Origin of the sequence: Castellaniella sp. (genome assembly GCF_034674885.1) — a bacterium.
Taxonomy (GTDB): Bacteria; Pseudomonadota; Gammaproteobacteria; order Burkholderiales; family Burkholderiaceae_B; genus Castellaniella.
The window spans coordinates 16126-31497 of sequence record NZ_JAUCDS010000019.1; the positions used below are offsets into that span (position 1 = coordinate 16126).

13 protein-coding genes and 1 tRNA gene are annotated in these 15372 nt (G+C 65.7%); 8 read left to right on the plus strand and 6 right to left on the minus strand.

What is annotated here, in order from left to right; genetic code table 11:
- Nucleotides 1–27: 27 nt before the first annotated feature.
- From VDP74_RS10990 to VDP74_RS11000, 3 genes are all read left to right on the plus strand, one after another.
- Nucleotides 28–957, plus strand: coding sequence for a DMT family transporter (locus VDP74_RS10990; RefSeq protein WP_322999678.1), 930 nt, complete (start codon nucleotides 28–30; stop codon nucleotides 955–957).
- Between the two features lie 89 nt (nucleotides 958–1046).
- Nucleotides 1047–1385: a hypothetical protein gene (locus VDP74_RS10995; protein ID WP_322999679.1), complete on the plus strand. Its 339-nt coding sequence runs from the start codon at nucleotides 1047–1049 to the stop codon at nucleotides 1383–1385.
- A 4-nt stretch (nucleotides 1386–1389) separates the two neighbouring features.
- Nucleotides 1390–1815: a DUF2231 domain-containing protein gene (locus VDP74_RS11000; protein WP_322999680.1), complete on the plus strand. Its 426-nt coding sequence runs from the start codon at nucleotides 1390–1392 to the stop codon at nucleotides 1813–1815.
- Between the two features lie 150 nt (nucleotides 1816–1965).
- On the opposite strand, the gene VDP74_RS11005 is transcribed toward VDP74_RS11000, so the two are convergent.
- Nucleotides 1966–2041, minus strand: a tRNA-Lys gene (locus VDP74_RS11005).
- A 67-nt stretch (nucleotides 2042–2108) separates the two neighbouring features.
- On the opposite strand from VDP74_RS11005, the gene VDP74_RS11010 reads away from it, so the two are divergent.
- Nucleotides 2109–2906: a metallophosphoesterase gene (locus VDP74_RS11010; RefSeq protein ID WP_322999681.1), complete on the plus strand. Its 798-nt coding sequence runs from the start codon at nucleotides 2109–2111 to the stop codon at nucleotides 2904–2906.
- Here VDP74_RS11010 and VDP74_RS11015 read toward each other — a convergent pair.
- Together VDP74_RS11015 and mnmC are read right to left on the minus strand one after the other, a co-directional pair.
- Nucleotides 2892–4979: a glycoside hydrolase family 31 protein gene (locus VDP74_RS11015; protein ID WP_322999714.1), complete on the minus strand. Its 2088-nt coding sequence runs from the start codon at nucleotides 4977–4979 to the stop codon at nucleotides 2892–2894. The two genes, VDP74_RS11010 and VDP74_RS11015, sit on opposite strands and share 15 nt — an antisense overlap.
- A gap of 264 nt (nucleotides 4980–5243) precedes the next feature.
- Nucleotides 5244–7109: an FAD-dependent 5-carboxymethylaminomethyl-2-thiouridine(34) oxidoreductase MnmC gene (gene mnmC, locus VDP74_RS11020; protein WP_322999682.1), complete on the minus strand. Its 1866-nt coding sequence runs from the start codon at nucleotides 7107–7109 to the stop codon at nucleotides 5244–5246.
- 99 nt (nucleotides 7110–7208) lie between these two features.
- On the opposite strand from mnmC, the gene VDP74_RS11025 reads away from it, so the two are divergent.
- The 4 genes from VDP74_RS11025 to mgtE all read left to right on the plus strand — a co-directional run bounded on the left by VDP74_RS11025 (nucleotide 7209) and on the right by mgtE (nucleotide 11258).
- On the plus strand, nucleotides 7209–8048 hold the full coding sequence (locus VDP74_RS11025; RefSeq protein WP_322999683.1) for an inositol monophosphatase family protein: 840 nt from the start codon (nucleotides 7209–7211) through the stop codon (nucleotides 8046–8048).
- Nucleotides 8045–9253, plus strand: coding sequence for a M20 aminoacylase family protein (locus VDP74_RS11030; RefSeq protein WP_322999684.1), 1209 nt, complete (start codon nucleotides 8045–8047; stop codon nucleotides 9251–9253). Before VDP74_RS11025 ends, VDP74_RS11030 begins: the two co-directional genes overlap by 4 nt.
- Before the next feature lie 117 nt (nucleotides 9254–9370).
- Complete coding sequence (locus tag VDP74_RS11035) at nucleotides 9371–9766, plus strand: acyl-CoA thioesterase (RefSeq protein WP_322999685.1); 396 nt, start codon at nucleotides 9371–9373, stop codon at nucleotides 9764–9766.
- A gap of 7 nt (nucleotides 9767–9773) precedes the next feature.
- Nucleotides 9774–11258 carry a magnesium transporter gene (gene mgtE / locus VDP74_RS11040; protein WP_322999686.1) on the plus strand — a complete coding sequence of 495 codons (1485 nt, stop codon included), beginning with the start codon at nucleotides 9774–9776 and terminating at the stop codon, nucleotides 11256–11258.
- A gap of 282 nt (nucleotides 11259–11540) precedes the next feature.
- Here the strand turns inward: mgtE and VDP74_RS11045 are convergent, their stop codons facing one another.
- The 3 genes from VDP74_RS11045 to secA all read right to left on the minus strand — a co-directional run bounded on the left by VDP74_RS11045 (nucleotide 11541) and on the right by secA (nucleotide 15310).
- Nucleotides 11541–11930, minus strand: a complete 390-nt coding sequence (locus VDP74_RS11045) for a type II toxin-antitoxin system VapC family toxin (RefSeq protein WP_322999687.1) — start codon at nucleotides 11928–11930, stop codon at nucleotides 11541–11543.
- A complete protein-coding gene (locus VDP74_RS11050) occupies nucleotides 11930–12142 on the minus strand; it encodes an AbrB/MazE/SpoVT family DNA-binding domain-containing protein (protein ID WP_322999688.1) in 213 nt (70 codons plus the stop codon). The genes VDP74_RS11045 and VDP74_RS11050 overlap by 1 nt, the downstream gene beginning before the upstream one ends.
- A gap of 420 nt (nucleotides 12143–12562) precedes the next feature.
- Nucleotides 12563–15310 (minus strand): preprotein translocase subunit SecA, encoded by a 2748-nt coding sequence (gene secA, locus VDP74_RS11055; protein ID WP_322999689.1) that lies wholly within the window; start codon nucleotides 15308–15310, stop codon nucleotides 12563–12565.
- Nucleotides 15311–15372: the final 62 nt, after the last annotated feature.

A 15372-nucleotide genomic window follows, 5' to 3' on the forward strand; every position in this document is an offset into this window, starting at 1 on the left:
GCGCCGACACGCTGCCATCATGGCGGCATGAACACACGATCGAAATCATCAGACACCGCCTCCCTGGCCCCAGGCACACCCCTGAACGGCGCGCTGCTGGTGCTGGCAGCCGGCCTGTTCTGGGGCACCACGGGCACGGCGCAAAGCTTCTCCGACGCCGCGCTGTCGCCCTACTGGGTGGGGGCCCTGCGCCTGCTGGTGGCAGCCGTCTTCTTCCTTGCCTACGCCGCCTGGCACCTGGGAGCCGCACGCCTGCGCCACGAACTGTCCGCACTGTGCTGGAAGCAGGCGATCTGGGCGGGCGCCTGCATGGCGGGCTACAACCTGACGTTCTTCGCCGGGGTCAAGATCACCGGCGTGGCGGTCGGCACGGCGCTGGCGCTGGGCAGCGGTCCGATCTGGGCCGGCCTGCTGCAGGTCCTGTCAGGCGCGCGCCCGGCATGGGGCTGGTGGCTGGGCACCCTGCTGGCGGTGGGCGGCGGCGTGCTGCTGGTATTCGGGCGCGGTGGTGACGTGCAGGCCGACCCGCTGGGCATCGGCCTGTGCCTGGCCTCGGGCCTGTGCTATGCGCTGTATGCGCTGATCAACAAGCAACTCGTCCATCGGACATCCCCGGCCGTCACGACGCTGGGGGTGTTCTCGGTAGGCGCAGTGCTAGCGCTGCCTGCGGCGGGACTGCAAGCCGGAGCACTGCAGATCACGCCTTCGGGCTGGCTGGTGGTCGGTTTCCTGGGGGTGGCCGCCACAGGCATCGCCTATCTGCTGTTCACCACCGGTCTGCGCAGCATCAGCGCGGCCAGCGGCGTGTCGCTGGCACTGATGGAACCGGTCACCGCTTTCCTGCTGGCCATCCTGATAGTGGGCGAGCGGCCCGATGCGCCCGCCTATGCGGGCCTGGCGGCCCTGCTGGCCGGCCTGCTCATCGTCATCCGGGCGGAAACGCGCCGCCCGGCGTGAAACAAATCCGGACGATCCAGCATCTATTGAGGCAAGACCGGCGGAACACGTGTCACGACCGGCCATGACCCCATCAGGAGAACCTCCAAATGCTGACCGTCACCCTACTGGTCTTCGCCATTGCCGCCATCGGCGGCCTGATCCTTGCCGCGCACGTACTGCGAGGCAAGTTCGCGCCCTGGGCGCTATCCGTGCTGCACGCGCTGCTGGGCGCCATCGGCCTGATTCTGCTGATCACCCTGCTGGTGCAGGGCAACGCCGCGCAGCAGGTGCTGGTCGGTTTCATCATCCTGCTGATCGCTGCTCTGGGCGGGTTCTTCCTGGCGTCCTTCCATCTGCGCAAGCGCCTGCCGCCCAAGGCGGTCGTGATTCTGCACGCTGCCTTGGCCGTGATCGGTTTTCTGACCCTGCTGAGCCTCGTTCTGTAGCGCCATGCGCCACCCTCTCCATCCCGCGCTGGTGCATTTTCCGGTCGCCTGCTGGTCATTATCCGCGCTGACCGATTTCGCCAGCCTGTGGCTTGGCGAAGCCGCCTGGCAATGGTCGGCCGGATTGCTGGCGGTCGGCTGCATGATGGCCCTGGCCGCCATGACGGCGGGACTCATGGAACTCGCCCGGATCCCGGACGGCCCCGCCTTGCGGGACACCTATTGGCACATGGGCGTCATGCTGACCGCATTCGCGCTCTTCACCGCACGGCTGCTGATCGGCCTGGACCACCTGCAGCCCCTGCCCCCGGACGCGTTGGCGCTGCTGCTCGACGCACTCGGCTTCATCGCCCTGGCGGTCGGCGGCTGGCTGGGCGGCCGGCTGGTGTATGGCCACGGCATCGGGCGCTCGCCGCACACCCCCCACTGACGATCACACGTCACTTCCCCGCATGCACATGCGGGGAAACACATATTCACAGGCCTTGAATCTGGCGGCAGAATGTCCATAGCCGGTGCTCGCGGCTGCGCGCAGGCAGGCGACAAAGGACGTGCAAAGGGGGAATGAATACAGAAGATATGGTGGGTCGTGCGCGGCTCGAACGCGCGACCAACGGATTAAAAGTCCGGTGCTCTACCGACTGAGCTAACGACCCAACCTAAGCATTAAATTTTGACATCATATGAAAATGCCGTCAAGTAGCCTAGGGAGAATTGGCCTTCATGTCAGAATCCCGTGACCCAGCAGCCCTGCGGCTGCACATCGTATCGGACTTGCATCTCAGCATGCAGGGTCTGGCGTTGCCCGACATCCAGGCCGACGTCACCATTCTCGCGGGCGACATCGCCCGCCCACAGGCGGCGATGCAGTGGGCGGAACAGATCCCGCGGCCCGTGCTCTACGTGCCGGGCAATCACGAATTCTACGGCGGGGACATTCCAGGGGTGCGCGCGCAGCTGGCACAGGCCGCCGCCCAGCACGGCATCGAACTGCTGGATCAAAGGACGGCAGTCATCAACGGGGTTCGATTCCTGGGGGCTACGCTCTGGACGGATTTCGAACTGTTCGGCACGGACCAACGCGACCACGCCATGGAACAGACCGGCCAGTTCATGCGGGACTTCCAGGTCATACGCAACGGCGACGGGTCGCGCTTCACACCGCAGGATTCCGCAATTTTGTTCCGGCAGCAATATGATTGGCTGGACACGATGCTGGACGAACCGTTCGACGGCCCGACCGTGGTCATCACGCACCATGCGCCCAGCCTGCGCAGCGTCCACCCGCGTTTCGAGGATTCCCTGATCAGCGCCGGCTTCGTGTCCGACTGCACGGGGCTGATGGGGCGCGCCTGCCTGTGGGTGCACGGACACACGCACGACAGCTTCGACTATGTCGTGCGCGGCACTCGCGTGCTGTGCAACCCCCGGGGCTACTGCCGCGACGGGGTCAACGAAAACCCGGTCTTCAACCCCGGGCTACGCGTCGAAGTACCGGTTACCGAATCATCGCGCCCGTGAGATCCGGACTTCCGCGCCGCGACGCTTGACCTCGAGGCCCTCGGACGGCAGGATCTTCAGGCCTTCCAGTCCTTTGATGTAGCTGGATCCCTGCATCTGCATGACGCGGATCTTGTTGCGCATGACCACCGGATTGTGTTCCGGCATGCCGAACATCCAGACCTCTTCCAGGATGCGGGCGGAATTGATCTCGCCGGTATGCTGCGCCACCGGCCCCAGGCACAGCATGTGCCCTTCGCGGCCGAACACGGGCAGGTCGTTCAGGCCGGCGCTGACCGTCCAGCGGGTGCCGCCTTCGTAGCGCCAGCCCGTTCCCAGGTCCCACCAGGCGTCGCCCTTGGGCAGGTAGATCTCGGTTTCGCCGCCCGGCTGCATGACCGGCGCCACCAGCAGCGCAGGCCCCAGCAGGTATTGGGTGTCCCAGGCATGCGCATCCGGGTCTTCGGGATAGGCCTGCATCATCGAACGCTGCACCGGCAGGCCGGTGCGCACGGCATCGTCGATGATGCCGGCCACGTAGGGCAGCAAGCGATAGCGCCACTGCAGCCAGTGTTTGATTGTCGCGCGGGTGTCCGCATCGAAGGCATCGGGCATCAGATCAGGAGCGCCCTGGAAGCTGAAATTGGCGGAAAACACGCACATCGCCAGCCAGCGCAGATACAGCTCAGGGGACATGCCCGCAGTCGGATGCGAGGCACTGCCCAGCCCGTGCGTCTGCACGGCTACGCCGCTATTGCCAACCGACAGCGCTGCGCGCAAGGTGCGGGCGTAGCCGTCCCAGGTGTTGTCCACGTCCGGCCCCTGTTGCCAGGCGAACCGCTGCACGCCCGGGAACAGATCGCGGCTGAGCATGACGCCTTCCTGGGGCGTGCGCGGCCCGGCGACGGCATCGAACAGGGCGCGCCGCGCCAGGTGCGGGTAGGCGGTGCGCAGCACCGCGTCGGACTCGCCGCCCCGGGCCTCGACCACCGAAGGAAAATCGAACTGCGCCTGGCAGGCCGGGGCTTCCAGCCCGTCTTCCAGCGCCTGTTGGTAGCGTTCCGTCCAGAGACGGGCGGCGTCCTTGTGGGTCAGGTCCAGCAAACCGAAAGGCCGGCCATCCGAGGCCGGTGTGCCGGGACAGACCCAGGCCGCCCCACCGTCATCGCACAGCAGCCAGCCCCGATCTTCCCATTCGTCGAACAAGGCGGTGCCCTGCACGACCCCGGGAACTACGCTGCCGGCCAGATGGATGTCCAGGGATTCGGCGGCCGCGACCAGGGCGCGCCAATCCGGGGCGCGATCGGACCACTCGAAGACGGGTTTGTCCGTCTGGAACCCGATGATGGCGGGATCGGCCAGGCGCAGGACATCCAGCGCCAGACCCTGCGCGCGCAGGCTGCGAATCTGCTGCAGGCTGTCGTCGATCGTCTGTCCGGCAGCCTGGTCCAGCCAGACCCCCATGGGCCAGAGATTCGGCTGGCCGGCGCGACCGGTCAGCGCGGTATATTGATTGAGGATTTCCGACGGATCGCCGATGAACAGGAAGACGTCCAGCCCGGCCCCGCGCACCTGCATCCGGTAACTGCCGGGCTCGCGGGCATCGTGTTCGACCCGATCCAGGGTATTGGCTGCCACGCCCCAGCCGGCCGGCGTCCAGGCCAGCGGCAGGCAACGGTCGGCCGGGCTGTCCGATACCAGCAGGCTGCCGCGCCGGTCCGGGTCCCCCTGGGTTTCACCCAGGCCGAACAGGCCTTCGGTTTCGTCCAGAGACCAGTCGATCGACCAGGTCGAAGCGCCGTCGCTGCCAACCGCCGGATGGAAGGACGCCCTGGCGCGCGCTATGCACCGGTCCCGATGCAGCAGCTGGATGGAGGGTTCGGCCCCGCCGATCTGCAGGCAGGCATCCCCCTGCGTCAGGCGCCAGACGCCGGATTCGGGGGATTGGCAGTCGAATTCGCCGACTGCCTCGTGACGGGCCAACAGCATGTCGGCCTGGCGCTGTGCCCGCGCCGTCGGTTTTCCGGGTTCCAGCCAGGTGCGTGGGCCGCAGCGCAGGCGATAGACGCCGGGGGCGTGGGCTTCGATGCGCAAACACCATTCGTCAGAATGGTAGGCCCACTCGACGCAGGACGACGTCGTGGTGGCCGGGCCTGTCTCGAACAGTTGGTCCGCCAATTCGATGGTGGGCGACACAGCGTGATCCTCTGGGCAATTCGCCCACATGAGTCTTGTAAAAGACATTATTCTGACGGATTTGCGCCATAAAATAAAATCCGACCGCAGTTTCACTCCGAAAACCGCCGTTTGCCCCCGGTTTTCAGGCAGTTTTTCCTGCCCGGCCCCCCGTGCCGGGCATCAGCGCACGCGAATTCGATGTTGCAATTCACGTTCGATCGGCCTGGGTTCCTGATCCAGCCGGGACGCGATCAGGTCGCCGGCCAGCGCCGACCAGCTCAAGCCCCTGGACCCATACGCACACGCCAGCCACACGCCAGGCAACCCAGGCACGGCATCGATGATGGGCAGGTGATCGCGCGTGGCCGCCCGCCAGCCCGCCCAGCCCTGCGGGGCTCCGCGCCCCAGCCAGGGCAAGGCCCCATCCGGCAGCCAGGCGCCGATCCGCGCCAGGATCTCTCGATGCCCATCCAGATCGGCCACGCTGTCGACGCCCCCCGGCCGGTACGTGCTGCCCGCCACGGCCCAGCCGTGACGCGGAGGCAGGCAATAGCCATTGCCCGACACAATACACGACGGCGTCCGGGATTCCGATGGCGCCACCGGATAGAGGCTGACCTGCCCGGCCAGCGGCATCACCCCCTCCAGCACCGGCCAGCCCGACAAAGACACGCAAGTGGCCAGCAGCGGCGCTGCATGCCGGGCATTGGCCAGCACGACCTGGTCGGCCCGTCCCAGGGCCGCGCCATCATCGGCCAACAGCACCCAGCCGCCGTCGGACTCGGGCCGCAAACTACCCACGTGCACAGCATGCCGGGTCACGCCAGGCTGCGCCATCAAGGCCGCGATCAAAGCCCCCGGGCAGATCCGCAAGGCATCAGGAAACCATAAGCCCCCCCGCTGCAGGTCCACACCTGCATGGCCGCCGGCCTCGGGCGCCGTCAGCCAGCGCACCCAGTCCTCGGGGAACTGCAATCGCGCCAATGCATGCTGCTGCATCCGGGCATGATCGTCCGTCTGTGCGCAAACCAGGGCGCCGCAGGGGTCGGGCCGAGCGTCTTCATCCAGCCCGTGCCAACGCGCCCAGGCGCGCTCCAGGCCCACACGGCTCAGGCGGGAACGCGTATCGTCGTCCGGGCTCAGCGCGGGCACCAGGGCGGCAGCCCCCAGCCGCCGGTTCGCCGGGTCCGCATCCAGCGTGCAGGACGGATCCCAGACCTGGACTTCATGTCCCCGCAGGGCCAGGGCCTGGGCCATCCCGGCGCCGGCCAGGCCGGCGCCGATGATGGCTACAGCCAGCCGGCGCGGCGGGGACGGCCGTACCCCCAGATTGGGGCGCAACACGGCCACTGTCATTTCATGCTTGCCCGCCAGCCCCGGGATCTTGCGGACCAGAAACCCGGCATCGCGCAGGTCGCGCCGCATCTGGCCGGCGGAACACCAGCTGGCGGCCGTCGCTCCGACCCGAGCCAGCCGCCGCAACTGCCCGAAGACCGTGGGCGACCACATTTCGGGATTGGTCCGGGGCGCAAAGCCATCCAGAAAAAAGGCATCGACCACCGCCTCGGCCTGCCGGGCGGTACGCATGATGTCCCCAAAGAGCAGGGTCAGGCTGACGCGGCCACCCGCCAGATCCAGGCGATGCACCCCAGGGGTCAACGCCGGCCAGCAGGCTGCCAGATCATCGGCCAGCGACTGCATATCATCGGGCAAGCGCCCCCAGGCGCGAATCAGATCCGGCACCGGGAAGGGATGGGCCTCGAAGGCCACGTAGTGCAGCCGGGCGCTGCGCTGCGGATCGTCGCGCCAGGCCTGCCAGGCCGTCAGGAAATTTTGTCCCAGCCCGAAGCCGGTCTCGCAAATCGTGAAGGCCTCGCGGCCCTGCCAGCGCTGCGGCAGACCATTGCCCCGCAGGAAGATATGGCGGGCCTGCGCCACCGCCCCCGCCTGGCCGTAGTAGACGTCGCCATAGCGTTCGCTGCGCGGAACGCCCCGCGCATCCTCGCTCCAGCGAGCAGGGATCAGTCTTTCATAGGGGCCGGACATGGCGGGACACTCTCTGGATGCTCACGTACAATGAAATACGCCACGCAGCGCGCGGGCCGGCTGGCGGTCTCGCGGGCGCAGCACAGGAACGATACTGATATGTTGAAACCGCATCTCCTGTCGGCCGACTACCTGGATGCTGCCGTCACGGCCGCCCATGCAGCGGCAGCCATTTTACAAACCCACGCCCTGCATCGCAGCGACCTGGTCATCGACACCAAGCAACGCAACGACCTGGTCTCCCAGGCCGACCGCGAGGCCGAACAAGCCATCATCGCCATTCTGCGGGAACGCACCCCGGACATCGGCATCATCGCCGAGGAATCCGGCGGCCAACCGGGCAGCCAGGCCACCTGGTGCATCGACCCTCTGGATGGCACCACCAATTTCCTCAGCGGCATTCCCCACTACGCGGTATCCATCGCACTGATCGGCCATGCCGGCAGCAAACCCGATGGCCAGACGATCCTGCCGCAAGATACGCCCCTGATCGGCGTTGTCTACGACCCCAACCGCCAGGAACTGTTCACCGCCCTGCACGGCATCGGCGCCTGGCTCAATGGCCGGCGCATCCATTGCTCCAGCACGGATTCACTGAGCCAGTCCGTGCTGGCCACCGGTTTCCCCTTCCGGGACTTTTCCTTCGAACCGCAATACATGCCCGGCTTCCTGGACGCCATGCACCAGACCCGGGGCGTGCGCCGGCTGGGCTCAGCCGCGCTGGACCTGGCCTGGACCGCCTGTGGGCGCTACGATGGCTACTGGGAAATGGGCCTGGCACCCTGGGACGTCGCGGCCGGCACGATCCTGGTCCGGGCTGCAGGCGGCGTCTGCGAGGATATGCATCGCCAGGACCCCTGGCCCCAGGGCGGCTACGTCATCGCGGCCAACCCGCACATCGCCCTGGCCCTGGACGCACTCATCACCCGACATCTATGAAACAAGCGATCCTCGACACCCTGGGCGGCTGGCTGCCCGACATGACCGACATCCGGCGATCCATCCACGCCTGGCCCGAACTGGCCTTCCAGGAAGTCCGCACCGCCGATACGGTGGCCCGCCTGCTGGAATCCTGGGGCATCGAGACCCACCGAGGCCTGGGGGAAACGGGGGTCGTGGGCCGCATCGAGGGCGCGCGAACAGGCCGGTCCATCGGCCTGCGGGCCGACATGGATGCCCTGCCCATGCCCGAGGCCAACACATTTGCCCACGCCAGCCGCAACCCAGGCGTCATGCACGCCTGCGGCCACGACGGCCACACGACCATGCTGCTGGCGGCAGCCCGCTACCTGGCGCAACACCGCGATTTCCCTGGCACGGTGCAGGTGATCTTCCAGCCTGCCGAAGAAGGCGGCGGCGGTGCCCGACACATGATCGAGGACGGCCTGTTCGACCGGTTTCCCATGGATGCGGTTTTTGGCATGCACAACTGGCCCGGCCTGCCGGTCGGCACCTTCGGCCTGACCGACGGCCCCATCATGGCCTCCAGCAACCGCTTCCAGATCACGCTGCAGGGGCGCGGCGCCCACGGCGCCATGCCGCACCTGGGGGTGGACCCGGTCGTGGCTGCCGCCCAACTGACCATGGCCTTCCAGACCATCCTGACCCGCGACCAGGACCCCCTGGACGCCGGCGTCATCAGCGTCACCCAGATCCACGCAGGGTCGGCCGACAACGTCATCCCCGACCAGGCCGTGCTGCGCGGCACGGTGCGCACCCTGTCCACCTCGGTACTGGACGGGATCGAATCACGCATGCGCGACCTCACGCAGCACCTGGCGGCAGCCCTGCGCTGCACGGCTGATTTCCAGTTCAGCCGCGAATATCCCGCCACCATCAACCACCCGGCAGAAACCGCCCTCAGCACCCAGGTACTGAACGACCTGGTGGGCGCCGATCAGGTGCGCACCGCCGTGCGCCCATCCATGGGTGCCGAAGACTTCGCCTTCATGCTGCAGGCCCGCCCCGGCTGCTATATCTGGATCGGCAACGGCGATGGCGATCACCGCACCCCAGGCCACGGACTGGGCCCCTGCACCCTGCACAACGGCAGCTACGATTTCAACGACGAACTGATTCCGCTGGGCGCCGCCTACTGGGTCCTGCTGGCTCAGCGCTACTTGTCGACCGTACCAGCCTCCTGACTGCAGGCCAGATGGCGCCCGGCACATTCAGGACTCCGGCCCCTTCCCATGCGCTTGCCGTAAAATACGCCCGGTATCGGGCCGGCCCGCCCGCGCCGCCCACCTGTCGAGGACGCCATGTCATCCACCACCCTGCCCCCGCACCATTCCCCTGCCGTGCTGCGCGTCATGCCCATGCCGGCCGATGCCAACATCCATGGTGACGTCTTCGGCGGCTGGATCATGTCCCAGGTCGACATCGCCGGATCCATCCCGGCCACCCGCCGCGCGGGGGGCCGCGTAGCCACAGTGGCCGTGAATGCCTTCACCTTCAAACAACCAGTCTTCGTCGGCGATCTGCTGAGCTTCTACGCCACTGTCACCCATACGGGCCGCACTTCGGTCACGGTGTCGGTCGAGGTCTACGCGGAACGCCAGCGCCTGGAAGCCGAAGTCGTCAAAGTCACCGAGGCCACCCTGACTTACGTGGCCACTGACGAAAACCGTCACAGCCGTCCCCTGCCACCGATCTGAGGACGCCATGGCTGATCAGCCGGTGCTCGAAACCACAACTCCCGTCGTGATCCCCCGCCGCCTGGATCCGGAAGACGCCCAGTTGGCCCTGCAGGAACTGCAATCCATCCTGAAGCGCCAGGAGGTAGTGGACGCGCTCGCCCAGCGCCAGCACGACACGGAAGACGAAGACGGATCCAATCTGCTGGAAGGCATGCTGCAGCGCCAGCATGAAGACGAGATCCGGCACATCATCAACGTCCTGCACCCGGCCGACATCGCCTTCATCCTGGAATCCCTGCCGGTCACGCAGCGCCAGGTCGTCTGGCAGCTGGTCAGCCAGGAATACGACGCGGACGTGCTGCTGGAGGTCGAGGACTGGGTCCGCGAATCGCTGATCGAGTCCATGGACCACGAGGACCTGATCGCGGCCACCGGCAACATGGACGCCGACGAGATCGCGGACCTGGCGCCCGACCTGCCGCCCGACGTCATCGCCGAGGTCCAGAAAGGCCTGACCGACGCCGAACGCGCCCAGCTGATCGCGGCCATGGGCTACCCGGAAGACACCGTCGGCGCCATCATGGACTTCGACATGGTGCGGGTGCGCGAGGACATCACCCTGGAAGTCGTGCTGCGCTACCTGCGCCGCCTGCACGAACTGCCCGACCACACCGACCAGATCTTTGTCGTCGACCGCACCGACCAGCTGCGCGGCACCCTGTCGCTCTCGCGCCTGCTGCTCAGCGAACCCGACACCCTGGTCAACGCCGTCATGGAGCCCGACGTGCTCAGCCTGAATCCCATGGATTCAGACGCCGACGCCGCCAGCGCCTTCGAGCGCTACGACCTGGTGTCCGCCCCCGTGGTGGACGAACAGGGCCGCCTGATCGGCCGCGTCACCATCGACGAGGTCGTGGACGTGCTGCAGGAAGACTCCCAGGAACAGGAACTGTCTCGCGCCGGCCTGCAGGAAGAAGACATCTTCGCCCCCGTGCTGTCGGCGCTGCGCAACCGCGCGCCCTGGCTGCTGGTGAATCTATGCACGGCCTCGACCGCTTCGCTGGTCGCTTCGCGCTTCGAGGACACGGTCAGCCACATCGTGATCCTGGCGTTCCTGATGTCCATCGTCGCCGGGATTGGCGGCAATTCGGGCAACCAGACGATGACCATGATCATCCGCGCGATGGCCACCGGCCGCGTGACGGGCGCCAACATCTGGCAACTGGTCAAACGCGAACTGCAGGTCACGTTCCTGGTGGGCGCCTGCGGCAGCCTGGTCGCGGCTTCCTTTGCCTGGATGATTTCGGATTCCTACGCCATCGCGGGGGTGATGATGGCGGCCATGGTGGGCAATATGCTGATCGGCGCCGCCCTGGGCGTGCTGATCCCGCTGCTGCGCGACCGCTTCGGCAAGGACCCCGCCATGGGGTCGTCGGTGCTGCTGACCTTCGCCACGGATTCGCTGGGGTTCTTTTTGTTCCTGGGGCTGGCGACGGTGTTTTTGCTGTAGTGCTGCTGGTGTAGCAGCTCGGTCATGCCCAGACGAAAGCCACAGCGGGCAAACCAGCCTTCTGCTTGATTTCTCCAGACAGGCCTTCGAGGCCGTATCGGAGGCTTTGCGATCCGACAAAACTCAGGCCCCCACTCCCGCAGATTATCCCGTCAGCAGATTTCAATGGACGGCAATGAGCACAAGGCCGGGGAGATGCGCCGGATCCTATGCTGATAAAAATTCAGCAAGGCCTTGATGTCTGCGATTTTGACAGCGGTGGCGCGACCCTGGCGTTCGGTCTCAAGCTGTCTTATCGAACAACACCACGCCCGGCAATCCCTTGAAATGCGCGTCGCAGGTCATCAACTCCGCGCCCTGAGACCGCGCCGTTGCATAAACGATGGCATCAGCAGTGGCCAGCTTGTATTCGCGGTGCAGATCCGCCGCCAGCAAGGCAATTGTGGTATCCAAAGGAACCTCAACGCACTTCTGCGTGTAGGCGATCGCCTGATCGGCCTGGTCCTCGCCCAGTTCACGTACCAGCCACTTTGACAGTTCAAGCTGCACGATGGTCGGCACGATGCACTGCGGCTTGCCAGGAAACCGCTTGCCCAGGCTCTTGCCCAAAGCGCTGCCAATGAACCATTCGATCCAGGCTGACGTATCGACCACACACAGCGCCGCTGCCATCAGTAGCGGTCCTTGCGATCGCGATAGTCATCAGCGCGCGCGCCCCTGGCGATGCCGGCCAACTGATCAAGTTCGGGTACCGGCATGACCAGCACACCTTTGCCCTTTGGGATGAAGACGAATTCCTGACCCGCCGCCCATTGCTGCTTCTCGCGCACGGCCTTGGGGATGGAGATCTGGAACTTGCTGGATAGTGTAGCGGTAGCGGTCATTTCGTACTCCTACAACATCGATCTAGTTCTAGTAAGAATAGATCATTCCACCGTCCAATGCCAGCAGCACTCCACCATTCGTCAGGCGGAGTCCTGGGGTGGCTCCGGGCGCTGTTGGAGTCCGCCGGCCAGAAGGCCATTGGAGGGGAGGCAAGTGAGCCACTGTTTGAGCGGGACGCTTGTGGTCAGTCCGGGGGACTGACCACCCCGCGAGTTTGGCGAGCGCCCCGGAAATGGCCTGGCGGCCGGGAAGTTCCGGCGCAGCCGGAACCGGACGACCGGCGCCCGGAGCCACCCCAGGACACTGCCGAGTTCCGACTCAAGAACCCGCCAAGCCCTCGAACCTTATCGAGGGAGTACACCCAAAAAGCGCCACCAGCAAGAAAAAAGGCCGGGATCCCATCCCGGCCTTTCCGAACATCACGCCAATTTACCGTGGCAGTGCTTGTACTTCTTTCCGCTGCCGCAAGGACAAGGATCGTTGCGCCCCACCCGGGGCACCGCCCCTGCCGGCACGCCACCCGAAGCGCCGGGCGCCTGATCCAGCCCCGGATCATCCCCGCGCAGCGCCGCATCATAGTCCGCGTGGTGATAACGCACATTTTCCAGTGCCGGAGACGCCGGTTCTTCGACTTCCACCTGTTCCGCCGACTGGATCCGCACCGTCATCAGCACCCGGATCGTTTCATTGCGGACCCGGTCCAGCATGTCTGAAAACAGCGTGAACGCCTCGCGCTTGTAGGCCTGCTTCGGGTCCACCTGCGCATAGCCGCGCAGATGAATCCCCTGCCGCAGGTGATCCAGCGACGCCAAGTGCGAACGCCAGTTGCTGTCCAGCGACTGCAGCAGCACTGAACGCTCGAACGGCCCCCAGCCCTCGACGCCCACCAGCGCGACCTTCTCGTCGTAGAGGCGCTTGGACTCGGCCAGGACACGTTCCAGCAGATCGTCGTCCGTCAGATTGGGTTCCTTTTCCAGCATTTCGGCCAGCGGCATAGGCATCGCCCAGTCCGATTCCAGCGTCGTCTGCAGGCCCGGGACGTCCCACTGCTCTTCCATCGTTTCCTCTGGAACGTAGCGGCGGAAGACGGACGTGATTTCCGCCTCGCGCAGATTGGCGATCGTCTCGGCCACCGACGCAGATTCCAGCACCTCGTTGCGCTGACCATACAACACCTTGCGCTGGTCGTTGGCTACGTCATCGTATTCCAGCAGTTGCTTGCGGATATCGAAGTTGCGGCCCTCGACCTTGCGCTGCGCGGATTCGATCGAACGCGACACCATGCGCGCCTCGATCGGCTCGCCTTCCGGCAGGCGCAGGCGGTCCATGATGGCGCGAACCCGGTCGCCCGCGAAAATACGCATCAGCGAATCGTCCAGCGACAGATAGAAGCGTGACGAACCCGGGTCGCCCTGGCGCCCGGCACGGCCGCGCAGCTGATTGTCGATACGGCGGGATTCGTGGCGTTCCGTACCGATGATGCGCAAACCCCCGGCGGCCTTCACGGCCTCGTTGGCAGGCGCCCACTCGGCGCGGATGGCTGCGACGCGCGCGTCTTTTTCTTCCGGACTGAGGTCGGGATCGGCGCGGACCAGGTCCACCTGTTTGTCCACGCTGCCGCCCAGCACGATGTCGGTCCCGCGGCCTGCCATGTTCGTGGCGATCGTGATGTGGCCGGGCTTGCCGGCCTCGGCGACGATTTCGGCCTCGCGGGCGTGCTGCTTGGCGTTCAGCACATCGTGCGGCAGGCCGTCTTTCTTCAGGGCATTGGACAGCAGCTCGGAATTCTCGATGCTGGTCGTACCCACCAGCACCGGCTGGCCGCGTTTATGGCAATCGATGATGTCCGCCAGGATCGCCTGGTATTTCTCCGCGTCTGTCTTGAAGACCTGGTCGTTCTGGTCATTGCGGGCCATCGGCCGGTTAGTCGGGATGATGACGGTTTCCAGGCCGTAGATTTCCTGGAACTCATAGGCCTCGGTATCGGCCGTGCCCGTCATGCCCGCCAATTTGTCGTACATGCGGAAATAATTCTGGAACGTGATCGACGCCAGGGTCTGGTTCTCGTTCTGGATGCGCACGCCTTCCTTGGCCTCGACGGCCTGATGCAGGCCGTCGGACCAGCGGCGCCCGGCCATCAGGCGGCCGGTGAACTCGTCCACGATCACGACTTCGCCGTCCTGCACCACGTACTGCTGATCGCGATGGAACAGATTGTGCGCCCGCAACGCGGTCAGCAGATGGTGCATCAGCGAGATATGGCGCGGGTCATACAGGGATTCGCCTTCCGGCAGAATGCCCTGCTGAGCCATGATCTGTTCAGCCTTGATCTGCCCGGCCTCGGACAAGTGGACCTGCTGGGCCTTTTCATCGACCCAGAAGTCGCCTTCGGGTTCCGGTTCGTGCGGCTTGGGCTCTTCGACCATGCGCGTCAGCAGCGGCGGCACCGCGTTCATGCGCACATAGAGTTCGGTATTGTCTTCCGCCTGCCCGGAAATGATCAGCGGCGTGCGGGCCTCGTCGATCAGGATCGAGTCGACCTCGTCGACGATGGCATAGGCCAGGCTGCGCTGACGGCGGTCTTCCGGGCGGAATTCCATGTTGTCGCGCAGATAGTCGAAGCCGTATTCGTTGTTCGTGCCGTAAGTGATGTCGGCCTGGTAGGCCGCGCGCTTTTCCTCGTTTTCCTGTTGCGGCACGACGACCCCGGTCGTCATGCCCAGAAAGCCGTACAGACGCCCCATCCATTCGGCGTCGCGCCGGGCCAGGTAGTCGTTGACCGTCACCACGTGCACGCCGCGACTGGGCAGCGCGTTCAGGTACACCGCCAGGGTGGCCATCAGGGTCTTGCCCTCGCCGGTGCGCATTTCGGCGATCTTGCCGTTATGCAGCGCAATGGCCCCCAGCATCTGCACGTCGAAATGGCGCATGCCAAAGACCCGCTTGCTGGCCTCGCGCACCACGGCGAAGGCCTCGGGCAACAGGGAATTCAGGGATTTTCCGTCGGCGATGCGCTGGCGGAATTCATCGGTCTTGGCCTTCAGCTCGTCGTCGGACAGCACCTGCATGGCAGGTTCGAGCGCATTGATCTGTACGACCTGCTTGCGGTACTGCTTCAGCAGCCGGTCATTACGGCTGCCAATGATTTTTTTGAGCAGAGAAACCATAGTATGTCGTCGCTGCGGGCCAGGCCTGCGTCGGGCAGGCCCGGCAACCGGAAGATTGTCAG

Excerpts from the sequence above, each read along its gene's own strand:
- VDP74_RS10990 (WP_322999678.1), top strand. The coding sequence starts at position 28 with ATGAACACACGATCGAAATCATCAGACACCGCCTCCCTGGCCCCAGGC.
- VDP74_RS10995 (WP_322999679.1), top strand. The coding sequence starts at position 1,047 with ATGCTGACCGTCACCCTACTGGTCTTCGCCATTGCCGCCATCGGCGGC.
- VDP74_RS11000 (WP_322999680.1), top strand. The coding sequence starts at position 1,390 with ATGCGCCACCCTCTCCATCCCGCGCTGGTGCATTTTCCGGTCGCCTGC.
- VDP74_RS11010 (WP_322999681.1), top strand. The coding sequence starts at position 2,109 with ATGTCAGAATCCCGTGACCCAGCAGCCCTGCGGCTGCACATCGTATCG.
- mnmC (WP_322999682.1), bottom strand. The coding sequence starts at position 7,109 with ATGTCCGGCCCCTATGAAAGACTGATCCCTGCTCGCTGGAGCGAGGAT.
- VDP74_RS11025 (WP_322999683.1), top strand. The coding sequence starts at position 7,209 with ATGTTGAAACCGCATCTCCTGTCGGCCGACTACCTGGATGCTGCCGTC.
- VDP74_RS11030 (WP_322999684.1), top strand. The coding sequence starts at position 8,045 with ATGAAACAAGCGATCCTCGACACCCTGGGCGGCTGGCTGCCCGACATG.
- VDP74_RS11035 (WP_322999685.1), top strand. The coding sequence starts at position 9,371 with ATGTCATCCACCACCCTGCCCCCGCACCATTCCCCTGCCGTGCTGCGC.
- mgtE (WP_322999686.1), top strand. The coding sequence starts at position 9,774 with ATGGCTGATCAGCCGGTGCTCGAAACCACAACTCCCGTCGTGATCCCC.
- VDP74_RS11045 (WP_322999687.1), bottom strand. The coding sequence starts at position 11,930 with ATGGCAGCGGCGCTGTGTGTGGTCGATACGTCAGCCTGGATCGAATGG.
- VDP74_RS11050 (WP_322999688.1), bottom strand. The coding sequence starts at position 12,142 with ATGACCGCTACCGCTACACTATCCAGCAAGTTCCAGATCTCCATCCCC.
- secA (WP_322999689.1), bottom strand. The coding sequence starts at position 15,310 with ATGGTTTCTCTGCTCAAAAAAATCATTGGCAGCCGTAATGACCGGCTG.